20 protein-coding genes are annotated in these 19,078 nt (G+C 70.9%); 10 read left to right on the top strand and 10 right to left on the bottom strand.

All coding sequences use genetic code 11. The annotated features are described in order from the left end of the window. Window positions 1-2: 2 nt before the first annotated feature. Window positions 3-767: an enoyl-CoA hydratase/isomerase family protein gene (locus ACQPZX_RS26920; protein WP_433360548.1), complete on the bottom strand. Its 765-nt coding sequence runs from the start codon at window positions 765-767 to the stop codon at window positions 3-5. Between the two features lie 115 nt (window positions 768-882). Between ACQPZX_RS26920 and ACQPZX_RS26915 the strand changes: the two genes are divergently transcribed. Both ACQPZX_RS26915 and ACQPZX_RS26910 read left to right on the top strand, forming a co-directional pair. Then, complete coding sequence (locus tag ACQPZX_RS26915; protein ID WP_433360545.1) at window positions 883-1,761, top strand: fumarylacetoacetate hydrolase family protein; 879 nt, start codon at window positions 883-885, stop codon at window positions 1,759-1,761. Between the two features lie 4 nt (window positions 1,762-1,765). Further along, a complete protein-coding gene (locus ACQPZX_RS26910; RefSeq protein WP_433360542.1) occupies window positions 1,766-2,578 on the top strand; it encodes a fumarylacetoacetate hydrolase family protein in 813 nt (270 codons plus the stop codon). Between the two features lie 34 nt (window positions 2,579-2,612). On the opposite strand, the gene ACQPZX_RS26905 is transcribed toward ACQPZX_RS26910, so the two are convergent. Further along, window positions 2,613-3,557: an RNA polymerase sigma-70 factor gene (locus tag ACQPZX_RS26905; protein WP_433360539.1), complete on the bottom strand. Its 945-nt coding sequence runs from the start codon at window positions 3,555-3,557 to the stop codon at window positions 2,613-2,615. After that, window positions 3,554-4,456: an NAD-dependent epimerase/dehydratase family protein gene (locus tag ACQPZX_RS26900; RefSeq protein WP_433360537.1), complete on the bottom strand. Its 903-nt coding sequence runs from the start codon at window positions 4,454-4,456 to the stop codon at window positions 3,554-3,556. Before ACQPZX_RS26900 ends, ACQPZX_RS26905 begins: the two co-directional genes overlap by 4 nt. 161 nt (window positions 4,457-4,617) lie before the next feature. Here ACQPZX_RS26900 and ACQPZX_RS26895 point away from each other — a divergent pair, with 161 nt between their 5' ends. Further along, window positions 4,618-5,781, top strand: coding sequence for a serine hydrolase domain-containing protein (locus ACQPZX_RS26895; RefSeq protein ID WP_433360534.1), 1,164 nt, complete (start codon window positions 4,618-4,620; stop codon window positions 5,779-5,781). A gap of 40 nt (window positions 5,782-5,821) precedes the next feature. On the opposite strand, the gene ACQPZX_RS26890 is transcribed toward ACQPZX_RS26895, so the two are convergent. Next, window positions 5,822-7,216 (bottom strand): hypothetical protein, encoded by a 1,395-nt coding sequence (locus tag ACQPZX_RS26890; protein WP_433360531.1) that lies wholly within the window; start codon window positions 7,214-7,216, stop codon window positions 5,822-5,824. Window positions 7,217-7,374: 158 nt separating this feature from the next. On the opposite strand from ACQPZX_RS26890, the gene ACQPZX_RS26885 reads away from it, so the two are divergent. Continuing rightward, window positions 7,375-7,632 (top strand): hypothetical protein, encoded by a 258-nt coding sequence (locus ACQPZX_RS26885; RefSeq protein ID WP_433360528.1) that lies wholly within the window; start codon window positions 7,375-7,377, stop codon window positions 7,630-7,632. A 4-nt stretch (window positions 7,633-7,636) separates the two neighbouring features. Then, window positions 7,637-8,254: a class I SAM-dependent methyltransferase gene (locus ACQPZX_RS26880; protein ID WP_433360525.1), complete on the top strand. Its 618-nt coding sequence runs from the start codon at window positions 7,637-7,639 to the stop codon at window positions 8,252-8,254. On the opposite strand, the gene ACQPZX_RS26875 is transcribed toward ACQPZX_RS26880, so the two are convergent. Beyond that, window positions 8,251-9,108, bottom strand: coding sequence for an oxidoreductase (locus ACQPZX_RS26875; protein WP_433360522.1), 858 nt, complete (start codon window positions 9,106-9,108; stop codon window positions 8,251-8,253). The genes ACQPZX_RS26880 and ACQPZX_RS26875 overlap by 4 nt on opposite strands. 101 nt (window positions 9,109-9,209) lie before the next feature. Between ACQPZX_RS26875 and ACQPZX_RS26870 the strand changes: the two genes are divergently transcribed. After that, window positions 9,210-10,049: a helix-turn-helix domain-containing protein gene (locus ACQPZX_RS26870; protein WP_433360519.1), complete on the top strand. Its 840-nt coding sequence runs from the start codon at window positions 9,210-9,212 to the stop codon at window positions 10,047-10,049. 109 nt (window positions 10,050-10,158) lie between these two features. On the opposite strand, the gene ACQPZX_RS26865 is transcribed toward ACQPZX_RS26870, so the two are convergent. Together ACQPZX_RS26865 and ACQPZX_RS26860 are read right to left on the bottom strand one after the other, a co-directional pair. Further along, window positions 10,159-10,737, bottom strand: a complete 579-nt coding sequence (locus ACQPZX_RS26865) for a carboxymuconolactone decarboxylase family protein (RefSeq protein WP_433360515.1) — start codon at window positions 10,735-10,737, stop codon at window positions 10,159-10,161. Beyond that, window positions 10,734-11,492: an IclR family transcriptional regulator gene (locus tag ACQPZX_RS26860; RefSeq protein ID WP_433360512.1), complete on the bottom strand. Its 759-nt coding sequence runs from the start codon at window positions 11,490-11,492 to the stop codon at window positions 10,734-10,736. Before ACQPZX_RS26860 ends, ACQPZX_RS26865 begins: the two co-directional genes overlap by 4 nt. Before the next feature lie 115 nt (window positions 11,493-11,607). Between ACQPZX_RS26860 and ACQPZX_RS26855 the strand changes: the two genes are divergently transcribed. Together ACQPZX_RS26855 and ACQPZX_RS26850 are read left to right on the top strand one after the other, a co-directional pair. Further along, window positions 11,608-12,885, top strand: a complete 1,278-nt coding sequence (locus ACQPZX_RS26855) for an amidohydrolase family protein (RefSeq protein ID WP_433360509.1) — start codon at window positions 11,608-11,610, stop codon at window positions 12,883-12,885. After that, a complete protein-coding gene (locus tag ACQPZX_RS26850; protein ID WP_433360506.1) occupies window positions 12,882-13,634 on the top strand; it encodes an alpha/beta fold hydrolase in 753 nt (250 codons plus the stop codon). Before ACQPZX_RS26855 ends, ACQPZX_RS26850 begins: the two co-directional genes overlap by 4 nt. Here the strand turns inward: ACQPZX_RS26850 and ACQPZX_RS26845 are convergent. Further along, window positions 13,624-14,526 carry a LacI family DNA-binding transcriptional regulator gene (locus tag ACQPZX_RS26845; RefSeq protein ID WP_433360503.1) on the bottom strand — a complete coding sequence of 301 codons (903 nt, stop codon included), beginning with the start codon at window positions 14,524-14,526 and terminating at the stop codon, window positions 13,624-13,626. The two genes, ACQPZX_RS26850 and ACQPZX_RS26845, sit on opposite strands and share 11 nt — an antisense overlap. A 62-nt stretch (window positions 14,527-14,588) precedes the next feature. Here ACQPZX_RS26845 and ACQPZX_RS26840 point away from each other — a divergent pair, with 62 nt between their 5' ends. Beyond that, window positions 14,589-15,602, top strand: coding sequence for a zinc-dependent alcohol dehydrogenase (locus ACQPZX_RS26840; protein WP_433360501.1), 1,014 nt, complete (start codon window positions 14,589-14,591; stop codon window positions 15,600-15,602). Window positions 15,603-15,665: 63 nt separating this feature from the next. Here ACQPZX_RS26840 and ACQPZX_RS26835 read toward each other — a convergent pair whose 3' ends face one another. Continuing rightward, on the bottom strand, window positions 15,666-17,162 hold the full coding sequence (locus tag ACQPZX_RS26835) for a DHA2 family efflux MFS transporter permease subunit (protein ID WP_433360498.1): 1,497 nt from the start codon (window positions 17,160-17,162) through the stop codon (window positions 15,666-15,668). Window positions 17,163-17,265: 103 nt separating this feature from the next. Next, window positions 17,266-18,096 carry a glycoside hydrolase family 3 C-terminal domain-containing protein gene (locus ACQPZX_RS26830; RefSeq protein ID WP_433360495.1) on the bottom strand — a complete coding sequence of 277 codons (831 nt, stop codon included), beginning with the start codon at window positions 18,094-18,096 and terminating at the stop codon, window positions 17,266-17,268. A gap of 57 nt (window positions 18,097-18,153) precedes the next feature. On the opposite strand from ACQPZX_RS26830, the gene ACQPZX_RS26825 reads away from it, so the two are divergent. After that, window positions 18,154-19,074: an ROK family protein gene (locus ACQPZX_RS26825; RefSeq protein WP_433360492.1), complete on the top strand. Its 921-nt coding sequence runs from the start codon at window positions 18,154-18,156 to the stop codon at window positions 19,072-19,074. Window positions 19,075-19,078: the final 4 nt, after the last annotated feature.

Below are 19,078 nucleotides of genomic sequence, written 5' to 3'. Positions count from 1 at the left end.
GGTCAGGGCCAGTTCGGTTTGCGGCGCTCGACGAAGGCTCGTACTCCCTCGCGGCGGTCGTCGGAGAAGACTGTGGCACGCCAGGCGGAGTCCTCGATGTCGAGGCCGGCGGCGAGGTCGACGTCGAGGCCGCGGCGGATCGCGTTGCGGGCGTTGGCGACCGCGACCGGGGAGTTGGCGGCGATCTGGGTCGCCAGCTCGATGGCGGACTCGATGTCCTTGCCGGCCGGGACGAGGCGGTCGACCAGGCCCAGGCGGGCAGCCTCGGCGGCGGGGACGTGCCGGCCGGTGAGGATGAGGTCGGCGGCTACGCCGTAGCCGACCCGCCGCGGCAGCAGCTGCGTGCCGCCGCCGCCCGGGACGATGCCGACCCGCACCTCGGGCAGGCCCACGACGGCGGTCTCGTCGGCGACGATGAGGTCGCAGCAGAGGGCCAGCTCGTAGCCGCCGCCGAGCGCATGGCCGTGGACGGCCGCGACCACCGGCACGGGCATTTCGCGAAGCCTTCCGAAAGCGCGCCGGAAAACGAGACGCTGAGCCATGAAATCGGCGTCGCTGAGCCGGTCACGCTCCTTGAGATCGGCGCCCACGCAGAAGGCCGTCGGCGCCGCCGAGCTGAGCACGACGGCGCGGGCCTTCTGGGCCGCCGCTGCCGCCGCTTTCGCAAGTTCCTCGGCAAGTTGCGTGGAAAGCGCGTTGCGGGCGGCGACCCGGTTGAGCCGGATCTCGGCGACGTTCCCGTGGTGATGCAGCTCGACGTCCGTCACGGGCTTGATTCTCCATCGGCCGCGCGCTCGCGTCGTGCCTTGACACAGGGACGGGCTCGGGCGGAGGATTTCCGAGGAAGAAAGTGACTTTCGGAGAGCGAAAACAGGGGATGCCATGCGGCTGGTGACTTTTGACGCGGGGCGGGTCGGGCGGCTCGACGGGGAGACCGTCGTGGAGCTCGACTGCGGGTCTACGCGGGAGTTCTTCGAGCGTGGCGGGGCCGTGGGGGAGACGGGGGAGCGGCCGGCGCTCGGGGCGGTGACGCTGCGTGCGCCGATCCAGCCGAAGAAGTTCTTTCACACCGCGGGCAACTTTTCGGTGCATCACGAGGAGTTGCAGAAGGTCAACTGGTCGCACCCGGTGCACAAAGGGATCGTGTTCTTCCAGAACGTGGACTCGATCATCGGGCCCGACGACGCGATCGTGTATCCGGAGGGGCTGACCAAGGAGCTCGACTACGAGCTCGAGCTGGCGGTGATCATCGGCAAGACCGGCAAGTGGTTCGGGCCCGAGGAGGCCACCGATTACATCGCCGGTTACACGGTGTTCAACGACATCACGGCGCGGGACATCCAGCGGGTCGAGATGAAGTCGGGCGTGTTCTCGTTCTCGAAGGGGATCGACACGTTCTGCCCGATCGGGCCGTGGATCGTCACCGCCGACGAGGTGCCCGACGCGCAGAAGCTGGCCATGGAGCTGCGGGTCAACGGCGAGGTGCGGCAGAGCGGCAACACCGACCAGATGGTGCTGTCGATCCCGCACCTGGTGGCGCACCACTCGCCGCAGGGCTACTCGGCCGGCGACATCATCACCACCGGCACGATCTCGGGCGTGGCGGCCGTGCAGCCCAACCCGTTCGACTTCTACCTCAAGCCCGGCGACGTGGTCGAGGCCGAGATCGCGGGCATCGGAACGCTGCGTAACCACGTAGTCCCGTGGAGCGCCGCGCACGACACTCCCCCTTACTCCGGGTCGCTCTACAACGAGGGCTGAGCAGATGCGCTTCGGCACGCAGAACGGCCGCCTGGTACTCGTACGGGATGATCTTGCTCTTGATGTCGCCGAGCACAGCGATCTGCCGAGCGATGTGAACGCGGCCCTCGAGCGCTTCGACGAGCTGGCGGGCTGGACCGATTTCTCGCGGGCGAAACCCGTCGGGAGGCTCGGTCCGCCGGTTCCGCACCCGCGGCAAGTTTTCGCGGTCGCGCTCAACTATCGCCCGCACGCGGCCGAGGCCGGTTTCCAGCCGCCCGAGGAGCCGCTGATCTTCACGAAGTTCCCCTCGTGCATCGCCGGGCCGGACACCGAGGTCAAGCTGCCGCCCGGCAAGCCCGACTGGGAGATCGAGGTGGTCGCGGTGATCGGCCGCGGCGGCTACCGGATCCCGCGCGAACGGGCCTGGGACGCCGTCGCCGGGCTCACTGTCGGCCAGGATCTTTCGGAGCGCGCCTCCCAATTGCGCGGCACACCCGCGCAATTTTCGCTGGGCAAGTCGTTCCCCGGGTTCGGGCCGATCGGGCCGGTCGCGGTGACCCCCGACGAGTTCCCCGACCGCGACGACATCGGCTTCGCGTGCCACCTGGGCGATGACCTGGTCCAGCACGGCCGGACCAGCCAGATGATCTTCCCGATCGACGACCTGGTCGCCCGGATCTCGGCGGTCTGCCCCCTGCTGCCCGGCGACCTGATCTTCACGGGTACGCCGGCCGGAGTCGGCAACCGGCGGAACCCGCCGCGCTACCTCCAGCCCGGCGAGACCCTGGTCAGCCGGGTCGACGGCATCGGCGAGATCCGCCAGACCTTCGTCTGACGCCGGGCCGTCTCCGGAAGACGGCGTTGCCGCTTCAACCGGCGGCGTCCGGGCCGGACGGCTCGGCTCGGCGGGCCTGGTTGGTCTCGCGGATGACCGTCCAGGCGTCGGCGACGGGGCCCAGGTGGCGCAGCTTGTCGGGGTTGAGGACGGCGCGGATGGTCTGGACCCGGCCGCCGAGGATGTCGAGCGTCAGGGTGTTCACGATGCGGCCCTCGCGGTCGCGGAAGAGCGCGCCCGGCTGGCCGTTCAGCTCGTGCGGCTCCATCGAGCCACCGACCTGGGTGAAGGGTTCGATCAGCGCGGCCAGGATGCGGGCAACGTTCGCGGACCCGAAGACACCGTCACCCCACAGGGGCGCCTTGCCGCCGCTGTCGCCGACCAGGCTGACGTCGGCGGCCAGCAACTCCTTGAGGCCGTCGACGTCGCCGGCGCGGAAAGCGGCGAAGAAACTTTCCGCCAGCTGCGCGCGCGAGCGCCGGTCCGCGGCGAAACGGGCGCGGCCGTCGTCCATGTGGCGACGGGCGCGCACCGCGAGCTGGCGGCAGGCCGCCTCGGAACGGCCGACCGCGACCGCCACCTCGTCGAAGCCGAAACCGAACACCTCGCGCAGCACGAAAACCGCGCGTTCCAGAGGGCTGAGCCGTTCCAGCAGCAACAGCGCCGCCGTCGACACCGAGTCGGCCAGCTCGGCGGCGCGCGCCGGATCCTCGTACGGGTCGTCCAGCAGCGGCTCGGGGAACCACCGGCCGACGTACTCCTCGCGCCGGACCCGCGCCGAGCGCAGCACGTCGATCGCGATCCGGGACACCGTGGTGGAAAGAAAGTTGCGCGCCGAATCGGGCTCTGTCTCGATGCGTGAGTAGCGCAGCCAGGTCTCCTGGACGGCGTCCTCGGCCTCGCTGACGCTGCCGAGGATCCGGTACGCGATCGAGAACAGCAGCGGCCGCAACCGCTCGAACTCGTCGGCCCGCGTCATGCCAGCTCCTCCTTGAATCCCTGCCGCCATGAGGGGTAGCGCAGCTCCCAGCCGAGCTCCCGCTTCGCCTTGGCGTTCGAGAAACCACGCCCCTCGGTCATCATCGCCACCGCCGTCCTGCCGGCGAGGGGCCGGGCCAGCCAGACCGGGATCCGCATCGGTCGCTTGGCGCCCGCGCACTTGGCCAGGTATGTCAGCCACTCCCGGGCCGGCGCGGGCTCGTCGTCGACGATGTTGAACACGCCGTGCGCCTTCTGCTCCACGGCCAGCACGGTGGCGCTCGCCGCGTCGTCGAGATGCACCCACGAGCTGTACCCGCCGCCGTCGCCGACGATCGGGTACTGCCGCTTGCGGATCAGCGCGACCTGGTCGTCGGTGGCGCCGGGGCCGTAGAACGAGCCGTACCGCAGCACCGCGCCGCCGGCCCGCACCACCACCTCCTCGAGGTGGCGGATCGCCGCGGCGCCCGCACCGGTGCTGGCCGGGTCGAGCGGGTCGTCCTCGGTCTTCACCCAGCCGCCCGACCGGAGCCCGTTCCACGAGCCGTAGCTCTGCGCGACCACGTGGGCGTCGCCGGCCGCGGCCAGCAGGTTGTCGGTGCCCTCGGTGCGCAGCCGGTTGGTGGTGGCGAACCAGCGGTCGAAGTGCCGGATGTCGGGCTTGCCGGAGATCGCGGTCATCTGGTGCACGATCACCTCCGGCCCCGCCTTCCCGACGGCCTCCCGCACCGATCCGGCGTCCAGGCCGTCCATCATCGCCGCCGAGGCGCCCATCCGCTCCAGCACGCCGAGCTTGGCCGCGCTCGTCGTCGTGGCCGTCACCTCGTGTCCGCGCGCCACCAGCTGCGGCACCAGCCGCCGGCCGAGCACCCCGGCTCCACCCGCCACGAAAACCCGCATGTCGCACCTTCCTTTCGTCTTCATCACTCGGGACGAGTCAGGGGCGCCGGGTGTGACATGCCACGGGGGTTAACCCCACCGGCTTTCCGGGGGCTCGCCGGATGTCGTACGCATCGAAGGTCTTCATAGGGTCGAAATCTCCGGCCAGGAAGGCATCCGACATGCGAAGACATCATCTCGGCCGATGGGGAGTGGTCGTCGCGACGACGGCCACCCTGATCGCCGGCGTCGCGGGACCAGCCGTCGCCGCGGGGCCCGACCGGCGGCTCCAGGCCGCGGTCACGGATCTGCACGAGTTGGGCATCACCGGAGTCCAGGGACTGACCCGGGCCGGCGGGGACACCGCCCAGGCCCGCGCCGGGGTCGGCGACCTGCGACGGGGGACGCCGGTGCCGCGCGACGGCTACTTCCGGATGGGCAGCAACACGAAAACTTTCGTTTCCGTCGTCGTGCTGCAGCTGGCCGGCGAAGGAAAGTTGTCGCTGGACGACAGCGTCGACCGGTGGCTGCCGGGCGTCGTCACGGGCAACGGCAACGACGGCCGCCGGATCACCGTCCGGCAGCTTCTCCAGCACACCAGCGGAATCTGGAACTACACCAACGACATCGAGGCATTGGGATCGTACGAGGCGTATCTGGCGCATCGTTTCGACCACTACGACGCCCGCGACCTCGTCATGCTGGCGATGAAACATTCGCCGGAGTTCGCGCCCGGGACGGCGTGGGACTACTCCAACACCAACTACGTCCTCGCCGGGATGATCGTCGAACGGGTCACCGGGCGAACCTGGGCCGCCGAGGTGCGGGACCGGATCCTGCGGCCGCTCGGGCTGCGGCACACCTCGGCGCCCGGCGACCGGCCGTCTGTCCCGGATCCCCACGCCCACGGCTACCAGCAGTGGGCGCCGGGCGGCGAGTTGACCGACACCACCGTGTTCAACCCGTCGGTGGCGGACGCGGCCGGCAGCCTCATCACCACGCCGACCGACCTGGCCCGCTTCTGGCAGGCGCTACAGCGCGGGCAGTTGCTGCGCCCGCGCGAAATGGCGCAGCTGCACCAGACCGTTCTGGCCGAAACTTTCCAGGACTGGATTCCGGGCGCCCGCTACGGCCTCGGCATCATGTTCATCCCGAACCGGTGCGGCGGGTACTGGGGGCACGGCGGCGACGTGCCCGGCATGAGCACCGCCAACGCGGTGAGCGCGGACGGCGATCGGGTGGCCGTGCTCTCCCTGACCACGCAACTCGCCGGCGAGGGGGCGGCGAGCGCGGTGCAGCGGCGGACGTTCCAGCTGATGGACGACGTCATCTGCGGCCGGGCGTAAGGATCGGAAAGGGGGTGCCGGGCCCGGCACCCCCTTCCGGTCAGCGGGTCCAGACGACGGCCGAGGGGGACGCCGTGGTCAGCTCGGCGTCGCCGGACCAGTCGAGCAGGGGCGATCCGGGCAGGTAGTCCGGGCCGAGCAGGAAACCGCGAGCCAGCCGGGTCACGTGCACCGGCGCGCCGGTGTCCGTGCCGACCACGATGCGGTGGACGCTCACCTCGGCGATGTCGTCGAGGGTGGTGCCGGCCGGGAGCTCGACCGTCGTGGCCGCGGGGATGTCGCGCTGGATCGACCAGGTCGGGTCCACGTGATGTGAGAGGTACACGGTGTCGCCGCCGTCGAGGCGCACACCGAGCGCCACGCCGACCCACGAGCTGCCGGAGTTGGCGCCTTGCGTGGACTTCTGCACCATCGCGTACAGATAGTTTCGCTGATCACTTACCTCGGGCGTGCCCACGGCGCCGGGACACGGGGCCTCGATCTTGCCCTCGCGGATCATCTCCTTCGCCATGATCTGGTACGTCCAGGCGTTGGTGTCCATCAGGTATTCGCGCGGCTGGCCCGCGGGAAGGGTCGGCAACGTGGAGAGAAAGAATCGCATCGGGTTGTCGACCACGTCGCACATGTTGTTGTTCGAGGTGCACGTCTCCAGCCGCGGGTGGTCGTTCTCGTAGACGCCCGCGAAGTGCAGGGTCTCGTGGTTGGCGGCCTGGAAAGTGTCGCTGCCCGGCACCCGGTCGCCGTTCTCGTCGATCTCGACCGCGTAGGTCCACTCGATGTCGGTCGTGCGACCCCAGCGGGCCATCAGCGCCGGCGTGTTGGTCCCGCCGTCCTCATTGCTCCAGATCAGCGAGTACGTCAGCACCTTGTGCCCCGGGGTCGCGGCGGGCGTGCTCTCGTGCCACGCGATCAACGGCACGTCGGTGGTGGCGCTCTGGAACGGGCTGCCCAGCTCGGCGAGACCGCGGCCGTACATGATCGGCGCGAAGCGCAGCACCTGGTAGCGAGGGTCGCGCTTGTCGAAGGTGGTCACGCGAAGCCGGTCGATCCGGACGGTCGCGCCGGCGGCGGGGGAGCGATCGGCCGCGAAACGCAGACGCAAGATGTGGACGCCGGGCGTGACCCGGCCGAGCGCAAGTTGTCGTGGTAGTGGGGCGGCCCCGGACACGACCAGGTCGCTGGCGTACCGGCCGTCCACGAACAGGGAGACGACCGACGACTCGGCGCCGCGGGTCGCCCAGTCGGTGCCGGCGGCCGCGGCGCGCAGGTCGATCACGGCTTCGCCGCCGCGGCGGGCCACGAACGGGACGCGTACGTCGGCTCGGTGTCTGCTGACGAGGTAGGTGCCTTTCGCATGGGCTGCGGCCGGACCGCCGGCGGCCACCAGGGCGCCGGACGCTAGGACGATCGCGGCCAGGATTCGACCGATTCTCATGACTGGACCCCTCCCGTACGGAAATCGGATCGAAAGTTATCGCTACACGCTGGCCGACAGCGGTCGCGCGGGCAACGGTCCGATGAAAGTCGGGAACGCGGGGCTTGTTCTAAGGTTGATGGGGTATCCGTGATCGCGGCTGGGGAGGTGGCTGTACGTTGATCTATATCGTGGGACCGGCCGTCGCGGCGCTGCTGATGGCGATTTTCGTGGTGGTGATGCGCCGGCGCCGTGCTCGCTTGCCGGAAACTTTCGTGGTGTCCCCGGCTGTCCCGGACGCCGGTGAGAGCGAGGCGGAGCGGCGCGAACGGCTGTTGTGGGCCGCGTTCCGTTCCGGTGACATACCCGCTTGCTGGTACCGGCAGCAGATGGCGGCGATCGCGGCCGACACCGCCGATCAGGGACCGCGGGTCTAGCGGCATGACCGGACATCCGGTGGTCACGGGCGAATACGACGACGCCTACCGGGCGGGGCGGCAGCCCTGGGAGATCGGCGGGCCGCAGCCCGCGCTGGCAGCGGTGGTCGAGCACGAGGTGACGGGACCCAAGGTGCTCGACGCCGGCTGCGGAAGCGGGGATCTCGCGATCGCCCTGGCCCGCCGGGGCCACGACGTCACGGCGGTCGACGTCTCGGGCGTGGCGATCGAGGCGGCCCGGGTCAAGGCGGCCGCGGCCGGGCTGACGATTCGGTTCGAGGTGCAGGACGCTACGCGGCTGTCGCCGGCGGAGGCGCCGTTCGACTCGGTCGTCGACTCGGGGCTGCTGCACAGCCTGCCCCGGCTCGCCGACGTCGAGGTGGGTGACTACATCGCGCTGCTGCCGGGGCTGGTCGCGCCGGGCGGTCAGCTGTTCGTGCTGGCGGTGTCGGCCGCGGGTGGGCAGGGTTTCGGCGTCACCGAGGAATTCCTGCGCGAAAGTTTCCCGGCCCCGGCCTGGGCGTCGACGCGGATCGAGGAGACCACTGTCGCGGCGGAGCCGGGCGACGAGAAACTCTCGTTCCCGGCGTTCCTGCTCCGCGCCGTCCGGGCTGCTTCCTAGGCCGCGATCCCGTCGAGGTCGGCCAGGGCGTCCGGCGGGAGTTCCAGGGACGCGGCCGCGATGTTCTCGCGCAGGTGCGCGACCGAGGACGTGCCGGGGATCAGCAGGATGTTGGGGGACTGCCGCAGCAGCCAGGCCAGGGCCACGGCCTGCGGGGTCGACTCCAGGCGCTTGGCGACGTCGGTAAGTACTGCCGACTGCAGTGGGTTGAAGCCGCCGAGCGGCCAGAACGGCACGTAGGAGACGCCCTGGTCGCGCAGGCTCGCGATCAGCGACTCGTCGCCACGGTGGGCGACGTTGTACCAGTTCTGGACGGTCACCACCGGCGCGATCGCCTGGGCCTCGGCCAGCTGCCCGGCGTCCACGACGCTGAGCCCGAGGTGCTTGATCAGGCCTTCCCGGCGCATCCCGGCCAGCGCGCCGAACGGCTCGGCCAGCGAGCCCGGGACGACCGAGTGACCGTCCGGCCCGCCGCCGACCCGCAGGTTGACCACGTCGAGGGCCTCGACCCCGAGGTTTCGCAGATTTTCGTGAACTTGCGAACGCAGTTGCTCGGGCGAGCGGGCGTGCAGCCAGGCGCCGTCGTCGCCCCGGACCGAGCCGACCTTCGTGACGATCATCAGGTCCTCGGCGTACGGGTGAAGCGCCTCGCGAATGATCTCGTTGGTGACGTGCGGGCCGTAGAAATCCGCCGTGTCGATGTGGTTCACGCCCAGCTCGACGGCCGTGCGCAGGACCGCGACCGCCTCGGCGCGATCCTTGGGCGGGCCGAAGACGCGCGGGCCGGCCAGCTGCATCGCGCCGTAGCCCATCCGGGCGACGGTCGTGCCGGCGAGAGGGTAGGTGTTTGTCATGGGAACAGCGTCGCTCGCGGGCGTACGCGCAGGCAGTGCCCTGTCGATACTGGGAGTGGCAGGGACAGGATGACGACGGCGGCCGCGATTACCGTGGTCTCATGAGCGACAACCTGATCGGCGACTTCCTGCGAGCGAGGCGCGCCCTCGTGCGGCCGGAGGACGCCGGCGTACGGGTCACCGGCACCCGCCGCGTCGCCGGGCTGCGCCGCGAGGAGGTCGCCATGCTCGCGGGCATCAGCAGCGAGTACTACCTGCGGCTCGAGCAGGGACGCGACCGCAACCCGTCGGTCCAGGTGCTGGAAAGTCTCGCCCGCGTCCTGCGGCTCGACGAGGACGCCGCCGACTACCTGATCTCCATCTCCGCGCCGAAACCCAAGCGCGCCCCGCGGCCCCGGCGGGAAACCGTGCCGGCCGGGATCCGCCAGCTGCTCCAGGTGATCGGCCTGCCCGCGTTCGTCGAGGGCCGCTACTTCGACGTGCTCGCGGCGAACGATCTCGCGGCGGCGCTGTCTCCCAACTTGCGGGTGGGCGAGAACCGGATGCGCGCGGTTTTCCTCGACCCGGCCGAACACGCCCTCTACCCCGAGTGGGAGCAGGACACGATGACGCTCGTCGCCGGCTTTCGCGAATCGGTCGGCAACGACACCGACGACCCGCGCTTCGTCCAGCTGGTCGGGGAGCTTTCGCTGGCGAGCGAACGGTTCCGCCAGCTGTGGGCGCGCCACGACGTGCAGGGCCGCGAGGGCCGCCCGACGAGGATTCAGCACCCGCAGGTCGGCGAGCTCACGGTCCGCCGCGAGAAACTTGTCGTCGGCGGCGCGAAAGACCAGATCCTGGTCGTCTACCACGCCGAGCCGGGCACGAGCAGCGCCGACAAGCTGGCCCTGCTGGCGTCCCTCGACCGCCCGCCGGTCCGGCCTGCCGCACGGCGGGCGTGACGAGATCTCGCCGCTGCTTTACAGGCCGTACTGGGCCTCGCGGCACGTGTGCGATTTGGTTGCCGATCGGATCACCGTGGTGCAATGGGAGACGGGCCGGCCGCCGACGCTAGCCGCCTTCAGTGACACCGGGCACCTGGACGCGGAAGACGCGTAGCTGCAGGGCCAGCGTCGCGTAGTAGCCGACCAGCGTGGTCAGCTCGAAGACGGCCGGCTGGCCGAGGACGCCGACGGCCGCGGCGTACTCGTCGTCGGTGAGATCCTGGCGGGCGGCCAGGGCCGTGCTGAGGTCGAAGATCAGGCGCTCGCGCGGGTCGGTGAAGACTGAAGCCTCGCCGGTGCGCAGGGCGGTCACCTCGGCCTCCGACATGCCGATCGAGCGGGCCACGGCCTCGTGGGCGTGCCGCTCGAAGGCGCTGTCCCAGGCGCGGGCCACGGTCAGCGTGGCGATCTCGCGGGCGCGCGCGTCCAGCGCCGTACGGTAGCGAATCGCGCCTCCGAGAGCCTGTAGCGCCGCACCCAGCTCGGGTTGCAGAAGCATCGCGTTGAACGGGCCGTGCAGGGCGCCGTTCTCGTCGACGAGCGCGAAAGGACCGTTGGCGCGAGGGCCGCCGGCGATCGCCTCGTAGACGGAAAGTTGCGCGGGCGACAGGTCGCCGGGCCGAAGGCCGGGCAGGCGCGCGGTCATGCGGCGAAACCCAGGATCGCGGAGATGTCGGCGCAGGCCTCGGTGACCAGCGGGCGCAGCTCGCGGACTATTCGCTGGCTGGACCAGTCGCGGGACTGCACGGCCAGGTTCGCGCCGGCCACGACCGTGCCGTCCGCGTCGCGCACGGGGGCGGCGACCGACCGCAGCCCGTGCGCCAGTTCTTCGTCCTGCATCGCCCACCCGTCGTTGCGAATTTTCGTGAGCTCGTCGCGCAACTCGTCGAGGGAAAGTTTCGCGTTCGGGCCGTGGTTGAATTCAAACGACTTGTCGGAAATAACAGTCAAGTCGGTGTCGTAGGCCAGCAACAGCTTGCCGATCGACGTGTGCACGGCGGGCAGCGTGGAGCCGACCTGAATGTTCGCGGTCACCAGGTCGGAGTTGCGCAGCCGCACGAGATAGAGGACGCGATCCCCGGTCAGGACCGCGAGGTTCACGGTTTCGCCGGTGGCCGCGGCCAGCTGCTGAAGACGCGGTGTAGCCGCGGAAACCAGGTCGAGACCGCGCAGCGCGGCCGTCCCGAGGGTGAGCACGCGGACGGCCGGCCGGTAGTCGCCGTTCGGCAAGTGATCGAGATAGCCCTCGGCGGTCAGCGTCATGACCACGCGATACACGGTCGGCAGCGGCATGCCCACCGCCGGCGCGATGTCGCTGACCCGCCAGGCCGGCCGCTGCTCGGTGAAGAGCGACAGGATCCGCAGGCCCTTGGCCAGCGCCTCCACTCGATACTCGACCATAGGAATGGAAGTTACTTTCGCAGAGTGAGAAGCGCAAGCGCTGGTGTGACCATTGACACCGGCGTCCGGAGCGGAAACACTCGGGTGACACGCACTGGAAAGTCATTCTCGGCTGGTGAAAGTGAGAACCCCGATGACGCGCACGGTCTTCACCAAAGGACTGGTCTTCGACGGCAGCGGCGCCGCCCCCGCGCCGGGCGAGGTGGTCGTCGACGGTGACCGCGTGGTCGAGGTGCGTGCCGGATGGCAGGACGATCATGGCGAGGACCAGGTGTTCGACGCCAGTGGCTGCACGGTCATGCCCGGCATGATCGAGTCGCACGCGCACCTGACCTTCCCGTCGGCGGTCGGGCACATCGACCCGTCGTTCAACCCGCCGCTCGATGTTTCGTTCTTCCACCACATCGAGGGCATGGAAAGTGAGCTCGCCCGCGCGGAAAGAAACGCCGCGATCCTTCTCGACGCCGGCTTCACCTCGGCCTATTCGGCTGGCTCGCTGCTGCCCATGCCGGTCGAGATCATCCTGCGCGACAAGATCAAGGCAGGTGCGGTGCCGGGCCCGCGCATGCGCGCGGCCAGCATGGAAAGAGACAACCATCCCGTACGCCCCGACGGGCACGTCGAGCCGGACTGGCAGGGCCCCGAGGCGTGCGCGAAATGGGTGCACGCCATGGCGGCCCAGGGCTACGACAGCGTCAAGTTCCTGCTCAGCAACGACGACGTGTTCATCGAGGGCGGCTCGCAGATCACGCAGTACACCCTCGAGGAGGCGATGGCGGCCGGCGCCGCCGCCCGCGAGGCGGGAGTCTGGCTGAACTGCCACGCCCAGTCGGCCGAGTCGGTGAAGATCGCGGTGAAGGCCGGGTTCCGCTCGATCTACCACTGCACCTACGCCGACGAGGAAGCGCTCGACCTCCTCGAGTCGGTGAAGGACACGGTCTTTGTCTCGCCCGCGCCCGGCATCATTTTCGCGAATGTCTACGAGGGTGCCGACTTCGGCATCACGCGCGAGGTGGCCGAGAAGATGGGCTCGGTGGCGGCGCTCGACGGCATGCGGGCGGTCTACCCCGAGATCCGGCGGCGGGGCATCCGCGCCCTGCCCGGCGGCGACTACGGCTTCCCCAACAACCCGATCGGCCGCAACGCGCGCGACCTGCAGCTGTTCGTCGACGAGCTCGGCTACTCCCCACTGGAGGCCCTGACGGCGGTGACCCAGCTCGGCGGGCAGCTCCTGGACATGGGCGACATCGGGATGCTCAAGCCCGGATGGGTCGCCGACGTGCTCGTGGTCAAGGGCAACCCCGCCGACGACGTACGGATTCTGCAGGATTCCGGAAACTTGCGCGTCATCATGCAGGCGGGCCGGTTCCACAAGGCGCCCGCAGTCGCATGAGCGAGTTCGTCTACGCGCGGGTGCCGGGTTTCCGCCCCCTTTCGCTCGACCTTTCCGTGCCGGCGGGCGCGACCACGCTGTGCGTGTATCTGCACGGCGGCGGCTGGCGGGTCGGCAGCCGGCGGGAGGAGCCGGCGGCCGGCTTCTTCGACCTGCTGGCGTCGATGGGGATCGCGGTGGCGGCCGTCGACTACCGATTGAGCGGCGAGGCCGTGTATCCGGCGCAGTCGTCGGACGTGGCGGTGGCGCTGGAGTTTCTCGCCACCGCCGGCCACGGATGCTCGCGGACCGTCGTGTGGGGCGCCTCGGCCGGCGGTCAGCTCGCGGCCATCGCGGCGCTCACCCAGCCGGTGCCGATCGCGGCGGCGGTGTGCTGGTATCCGCCTACCGACTTCGACGCGCTCTCCAAGGACATCGCGGCCGTCGGCGGCGCGGGCGATCGCAGCGCCACCTCGCGGGAGGGGCAGCTGATCGGCGCGGCCCTCGACGAGCGGCCGGAGCTGGCGCTCGCGGCGAGCCCGGTCAGCCATGTCCGGCCCGGGGCGCCGCCGTTCCTGCTGGTGCACGGGACGGCGGACGTGGCGGTGCCGGCACGGCAGAGCGAGCGTCTCGCGGAGGCGTTGCGGGCGGCCGGCGGCTCGGTCGAGGTCGACCTGATCCCGGGTGCGAGCCACATGTTCCCGGAGCTCGACACTCAGGCGATCCGGCCGGTCGTGCGGCGCTCGGCCGAGTTCCTGCTTACGTCGTAGCGCGGCGGATCACCCGGGTCGCGGCCGGCTTCGTGTCGTCGGCGGGCAGGTCGAGGGCCTGGCGGGCCAGCCGTCGTCCGTACGCGGCGGCGTCGATCCGCACCGACGTCAACGCCGGGCGCCAGCGGGCCGCCTCGGCGCTGTCGCCCCAGCCGATCACGGCCAGGTCGCCGGGAACGGACGCTCCGACGTCGTGCAGGGCCGCCAGCACCGCCAGAGCCAGCCCGTCGGTGAGGGCGGCCACCGCCGTCGACCCGCCGAGGAGGTCGCGCACCGCTGCCAGGGTGGCCGCCTCGCCGGCTACGGGCAGCATCCGCGGCGCGGGCATGTCCAGGGCCTCGGTGGCGCGCACGACATACGACGTCATGAGGCGCATGAAGCGGTCGGGCCGGGCGGGAACCGCCACCGCGAGCTCCCGATGGCCCAGGCCGTGCAGGAACTCGATCTGCGTCAGGTAGTGCGACGCCATGCCGTCCACCCAGCCGCCGTCGGCGATGGCGCCGGGCCGGGCGTACAGGGACGGCAGGTCGATGACGGCGCGCGGGTTGACCGCCTCGATCTGGGCTCGGCGGGACCGGCGCGAATACGAGACCAGCAGCGCGTAGCCGGCGGCGGACAGCTCCGATTCCATGCCGTCGGCGAAACTTTCCAGGACCCGGTCGCGGGGCAGGCCGCCGACGTCGAGCACGACCACCCGTGACGTGCCCTCGCGCAGGGCGCGGGCGATCGGGTGGGCCCGATAGCCCAGCTCGGCAGCGGCCCGGCGCACCCGCTCGCGCGTCGCCTCGGAGATGGTCTGGTCGGGGGCGTCGTTCATCACGAAGCTCACCGTGGCGGGGGAGACGCCGCTCGCCCTCGCCACGTCGCGCATCGTTGTGCGGCGCGCACTCATCCTGGACATCCTTCCTGCTCACGAGCTAGCTTAGCCACTAATCCGAATTAGTGGGAGGACCCATGAAGAGCCTGGTGATCACGGCGCCGGGGAAGACCGAGATGCTGGACGTGCCGGCCCCCGACGCGGGTCCGCGTGACCTCGTCGTACGCGTCAAGGCTTGTGGCATTTGCGGTTCGGACGTGTTCTACACGCAGATCGGTGGCATCCCGCCACGGCAGGGCGCGACGCCGCTGGGGCACGAGCCGGCGGGCGAGGTCGCCTCGGTCGGCGCGGAGGTGACCGGGGCGGCCGTGGGCGACCACGTGGTGATCAATCCGATGGCGGCGGCCGACGGGATCATCGGCAGCGGCGGGGCGCAGGGCGGACTTTCGGAAACTGTCGTGCTCAAGGACGCGGTGGCGGGCGTGCACTTTCGCGTCATCCCGGCCGAGGTGCCGTGGGAGGTGGCCGCGCTCAACGAGCCGATGGCGGTGGCGTTCCACGGGGTCAACCGCTCGGGCGCGGGCAAGGGAACGAAAGCCGTCGTCTTCGGCGCGGGCCCGGTCGGGCTGGGCGCGGCGATCGGGCTGAAGGCGAAGGGCGCCGAGCACGTCGTGGTTATCGACATCGTGGCCAACCGGCTGGAGAAGGCGCTGCTGGTCGGGGCGGACGCGGTGATCAACTCGGCCGAGGAGGACGTGGTCGCGCGGCTGCGGGAGCTGCACGGCTCGGAGCCCGGTTTCCAGCACGGCCCGGATCGGCCGCAGACCGACGTCGCGATCGACGCCGCGGGCGCGCCGGCGGTGATCACGACGGCGCTCGACTCGCTGCGGCGCGGCGGCGTGCTGTCGGTGGTCGGCGTGCACAAGAAGCCGGTTCCGCTGGACTTCCAGGCGATGCTGGTCAACGAGCCGGACATCCGGCTGTCGATGGGGTATCCGACCGAGATCTTCGAGGTGACCGACTCGATCGTCGCGGACTGGCGGCTGTATCAGCACATCATCAGCGACCGGCTGCCGTTCGAGGAGGCCGCGCGGGCGATCGAGCTCGCGGCCACGCCGGGCGCGACCGACAAGGTAGTCGTCGTCTTCTGAGCGGCGACACGCAAAAGCCCCGGCCGTGCCGGAGGGCACGACCGGGGCGGAGCGACGGGAGACTCAGTGGGCCATCGCCTTCGGGGCGTCCGGGTCCACGTCCAGCGGGCCGCTGCGGAACAGCAGGGCCGCGACGGCGGCCGCCAGCACGAAGAAGCCGCACGACCACCAGAACACCGTGTGGTAGCTGGACAGCTGCGCCTGCGCCTGCAGCATCGCCGACGGCGCGTGGCTCTCCGCGTAGTTCGTGGCCGCCGAAGCGGCGAACGAGCTGAGCAGCGCGGTGCCGATCGAGCCGCCGATCTGCTGCACGGTGTTGATCATCGCCGAGGCGACGCCGGCGTCGCGGTGCTCGACGCCGCTGGTGGCGGCGTTCTGCGTGGGCGCGAAGACCAGGCCGAGGCCGAGGCCGATGATCAGCAGGCCGGGCAGGACGCCCGACGCGTAGTGCGAGTCGAGATCGAGGCGGGTCATGAAGGCCATGCCGCCGGCCGCGATCAGCGCGCCCACGGGCACGAGCGGGCGGGGCCCGACGCGCGGCGTGAGGATCGAGCCGGCCAGCGTCGCCGAGGTCATGATGGCGGCGAGCATCGGCAGGAACGCGAGGCCGGTCTGGATCGGCGTGAACTTCAGGAAGACGGTCAGGTAGTAGGTCAGGAACAGGAAGATGCCGAACATGCCCGCGCCGGCGATCGCGATCGAGGCGTACGAGCCGCCCCGGTTGCGGTCGAGGACGACGCGCAGCGGCAGCAGCGGGTGCGCGACCCGGGTCTCGATCACGACGAAGGCGATCAGGATGACGACGCCCGCGATCATCGGGACCAGCGCGGAGGCGGAGTGCCAGCCGTCGGTCTCGACCTTGCCGAGCCCGAAGACCAGGCCGACCAGACCGAGCACGGCGGTGATGACGCCCGGGATGTCGAGCTTGTTGCGGACACCCACCGGCTCGTCGGCCAGCTTCAGCATGGCGCCGGCCACCGCGATCGCGGCGATCAGCAGGTTGACGTAGAGGCACCAGCGCCACGACGCGTACTCGGTCAGCACGCCGCCCAGCAGCAGGCCGACCGCACCGCCGGCGCCGGAGATGGCGCCGAAGATGCCGAACGCCTTGCCGCGGTCCTTGGGGTCGGTGAAGGTGGTCGACAGCAGCGACAGCGCGGCCGGGGCCAGCACCGCGCCGAACGCACCCTGCAGGCAGCGGGCGACGATCAGCATCTCGAGGCCGTTCGCGGCGCCGCCGAGGGCGGAGGCGAGCGCGAAACCGATCAGGCCGATGATGAACATCCGCTTGCGGCCGAAGAAGTCGGAGAGCCGTCCGCCGAGCAGCAGGAGGCTGCCGAACGCGAGGGCGTACCCGGTGACGACCCACTGCCGCGAGGCGTCGGAGAAGCCGAGGTCGTGCTGCGCCGTGGGCAGGGCGATGTTCACGATCGTGGCGTCCAGGACCACCATGAGCTGGGCCATCGCCAGGACGACCAGGGCCCACCAGCGACCGGAGCCGCCGGCGCCGGCAGTGGCCGTGGGCGCGGCCTTGGTGGGCAGTTCGGTAGCGGTACTCATCAAGCGCCTTTCGCGAGCAAGCGGACGGAAGGGGTCTCCGTTGGCTTCGGTCGCGGCCGGGGCCAGCTGAAGGGGGGCGCTCTCCGCGCCCCCCAAAAACAACCTAAATGCTCAGACCATGGGCGTACGGGTAGAGCGGCGTCGCCGTGTCGTTGGGCACGTCCTCCCGTGCCGCCTCGACCTCGGCCATCGACGACGGCAGCTCGAAAGGCAGCGTCCCCGACGACGGAAACTTGCCGAAGAGAATGTCGAGCAACGCCTCGTCACCCGCGCCGAAACTTCCCGTCAGCGCCGCCACCCGCTCGGCCAGCGGCGTCAGCACGGCGGGCCGGTCGAGCAGCACGTCCACCACGGTCGGCAGCTTGCCGCTCAGCGCAAGCGGCGAAAGCTCGTCGGCCGGGAAATCCAGCCGGCCCGCGTGGAAGAACGACTCGAAGCCGTGCGTGCGCTTCTCGTAGGGCGCGGACCGCCGCACGATCGCCGCCTCCGCCTCGTCGGGTGTCGCGACAACTTTCGCGTACCGCGCGGCAACTGCCGGGTCGACGCCGTCGAGATAGACCGCGATTCCCTCGGCCAGGGGCAGGGTCGGGGTGTCGGCGCCGGACGGCCGGTCGGCGAGCACGACGATCGACTTGCGCTGCGCGGAGAGCCCGGCCGCCACGAAACTCGGTGAGCCCGCGATCGTGGCGGCGGCCGCCGGGTCGACGTAGCGCCGGGTGTCGAACAGGCCGAGCCGGAACTTGTCCCGCAAGATGCGCCGGGCCGAGACGTCGATGCGCTCCTCGCTCACCCGCCCCTCGGTGACCAGCTGCACCACCAGCTCGGGCAGAACTCGCCGCCGAGCTGGTCGGCGCCGGCCGAGGCCCTGCGGATCCGGGCCGGGGCGCTGGGCGGCCGGGCCACGCTGCTCGGCGCGGTCACTTCGGCCCTGCACGCCACCGCGATCGGGCGCGGGATCCCGCGCGACACCCGGCGCGAAACCGTCACCTCGTTGCTGCGAAACCGGGGCGTGCTCGCCCGCAGCGACATCGCCCGCCTCACCAAGCTGCCGCGGGCCGCCGTCACGGAGCTGCTCGCCGGCCTGGCCCGCGACAACGTGGTCGAGGAGTGCCCGCCGCCGGCCGGCGAGAACCGGTCGGGACGGCCCTCCCCGCACTTCCGGCTGGCCGTCGGCGACGGGCTGCTCGCCGGCCTGGCGATCGGCGCCGACGGGATCCGGGCGATCGTCACCGACCTCGCCGGGGTGGAGAAGTACCGCGCGTTCCGCCCGGTCGAGCTGACGCTGAGCGCGCGACCGGATGTGCGGGCCGGGGGCGAGCTGGTGCGCGATCTGCTCGCCGAGAACGGCCACGCCCTCTCGTCGCTGAAGGCCGCGGCGATCAGCGTGCCCGCGCCCGTGCACCCGGTGACGGGACGGTTCGGGCCGCGCGGGGTGCTCCCGATGTTCGCGGACTTCTCGCCGGCCGAAGAGGTGGCCGCCGTCCTCGGCGTACCCGTCAATGCCGGGAACAACCTCAACGTGCGCGAGGTCGGGCCGCTCTGCATCTGCGGCAGCCGCGGCTGCCTGGCGACCTACCTGTCGCCGCGCTACTTCCTGCCGCTGGGCGGCGGCCCGCCCGACGAGGAGCAGCTGCTCGATCTGGTGACCGGCGGCGACCGGCCGGCCCAGCGCGCTCTGCTCGACGCCGGGCGGCTCATCGGCCGTACGATCGCACCGCTCTGCAATGCTCTTAATCCGTCGATCGTCGTGGTGGGCGGGCGCTTCATCGAGGCCGGGTCCTATGTGGTCGATGGCATCCGCGAGTCGGTGCAGCGGCACTGCGCTCCGGCCGCGGCGGCCGCGATCACCGTGCGCCCGGCCGCCCTCGGCGCGGATGTCGAGTTACTCGGCGCGGTGGAGTCGTTACTCTGACCCG

It is taken from the genome of Actinoplanes sp. CA-142083 (genome assembly GCF_050942195.1).
In the GTDB taxonomy this organism is placed as follows: Bacteria; Actinomycetota; Actinomycetes; order Mycobacteriales; family Micromonosporaceae; genus Actinoplanes.
The sequence above is the reverse complement of the archived record's forward strand: the minus strand, read 5'-3'. Positions and strand labels throughout refer to the sequence as shown.

Excerpts from the sequence above, each read along its gene's own strand:
- ACQPZX_RS26915 (WP_433360545.1), top strand. The coding sequence starts at position 883 with ATGCGGCTGGTGACTTTTGACGCGGGGCGGGTCGGGCGGCTCGACGGG.
- ACQPZX_RS26910 (WP_433360542.1), top strand. The coding sequence starts at position 1,766 with ATGCGCTTCGGCACGCAGAACGGCCGCCTGGTACTCGTACGGGATGAT.
- ACQPZX_RS26905 (WP_433360539.1), bottom strand. The coding sequence starts at position 3,557 with ATGACGCGGGCCGACGAGTTCGAGCGGTTGCGGCCGCTGCTGTTCTCG.
- ACQPZX_RS26900 (WP_433360537.1), bottom strand. The coding sequence starts at position 4,456 with ATGCGGGTTTTCGTGGCGGGTGGAGCCGGGGTGCTCGGCCGGCGGCTG.
- ACQPZX_RS26895 (WP_433360534.1), top strand. The coding sequence starts at position 4,618 with ATGCGAAGACATCATCTCGGCCGATGGGGAGTGGTCGTCGCGACGACG.
- ACQPZX_RS26890 (WP_433360531.1), bottom strand. The coding sequence starts at position 7,216 with ATGAGAATCGGTCGAATCCTGGCCGCGATCGTCCTAGCGTCCGGCGCC.
- ACQPZX_RS26880 (WP_433360525.1), top strand. The coding sequence starts at position 7,637 with ATGACCGGACATCCGGTGGTCACGGGCGAATACGACGACGCCTACCGG.
- ACQPZX_RS26875 (WP_433360522.1), bottom strand. The coding sequence starts at position 9,108 with ATGACAAACACCTACCCTCTCGCCGGCACGACCGTCGCCCGGATGGGC.
- ACQPZX_RS26870 (WP_433360519.1), top strand. The coding sequence starts at position 9,210 with ATGAGCGACAACCTGATCGGCGACTTCCTGCGAGCGAGGCGCGCCCTC.
- ACQPZX_RS26865 (WP_433360515.1), bottom strand. The coding sequence starts at position 10,737 with ATGACCGCGCGCCTGCCCGGCCTTCGGCCCGGCGACCTGTCGCCCGCG.
- ACQPZX_RS26860 (WP_433360512.1), bottom strand. The coding sequence starts at position 11,492 with ATGGTCGAGTATCGAGTGGAGGCGCTGGCCAAGGGCCTGCGGATCCTG.
- ACQPZX_RS26850 (WP_433360506.1), top strand. The coding sequence starts at position 12,882 with ATGAGCGAGTTCGTCTACGCGCGGGTGCCGGGTTTCCGCCCCCTTTCG.
- ACQPZX_RS26845 (WP_433360503.1), bottom strand. The coding sequence starts at position 14,526 with ATGAGTGCGCGCCGCACAACGATGCGCGACGTGGCGAGGGCGAGCGGC.
- ACQPZX_RS26840 (WP_433360501.1), top strand. The coding sequence starts at position 14,589 with ATGAAGAGCCTGGTGATCACGGCGCCGGGGAAGACCGAGATGCTGGAC.
- ACQPZX_RS26835 (WP_433360498.1), bottom strand. The coding sequence starts at position 17,162 with ATGAGTACCGCTACCGAACTGCCCACCAAGGCCGCGCCCACGGCCACT.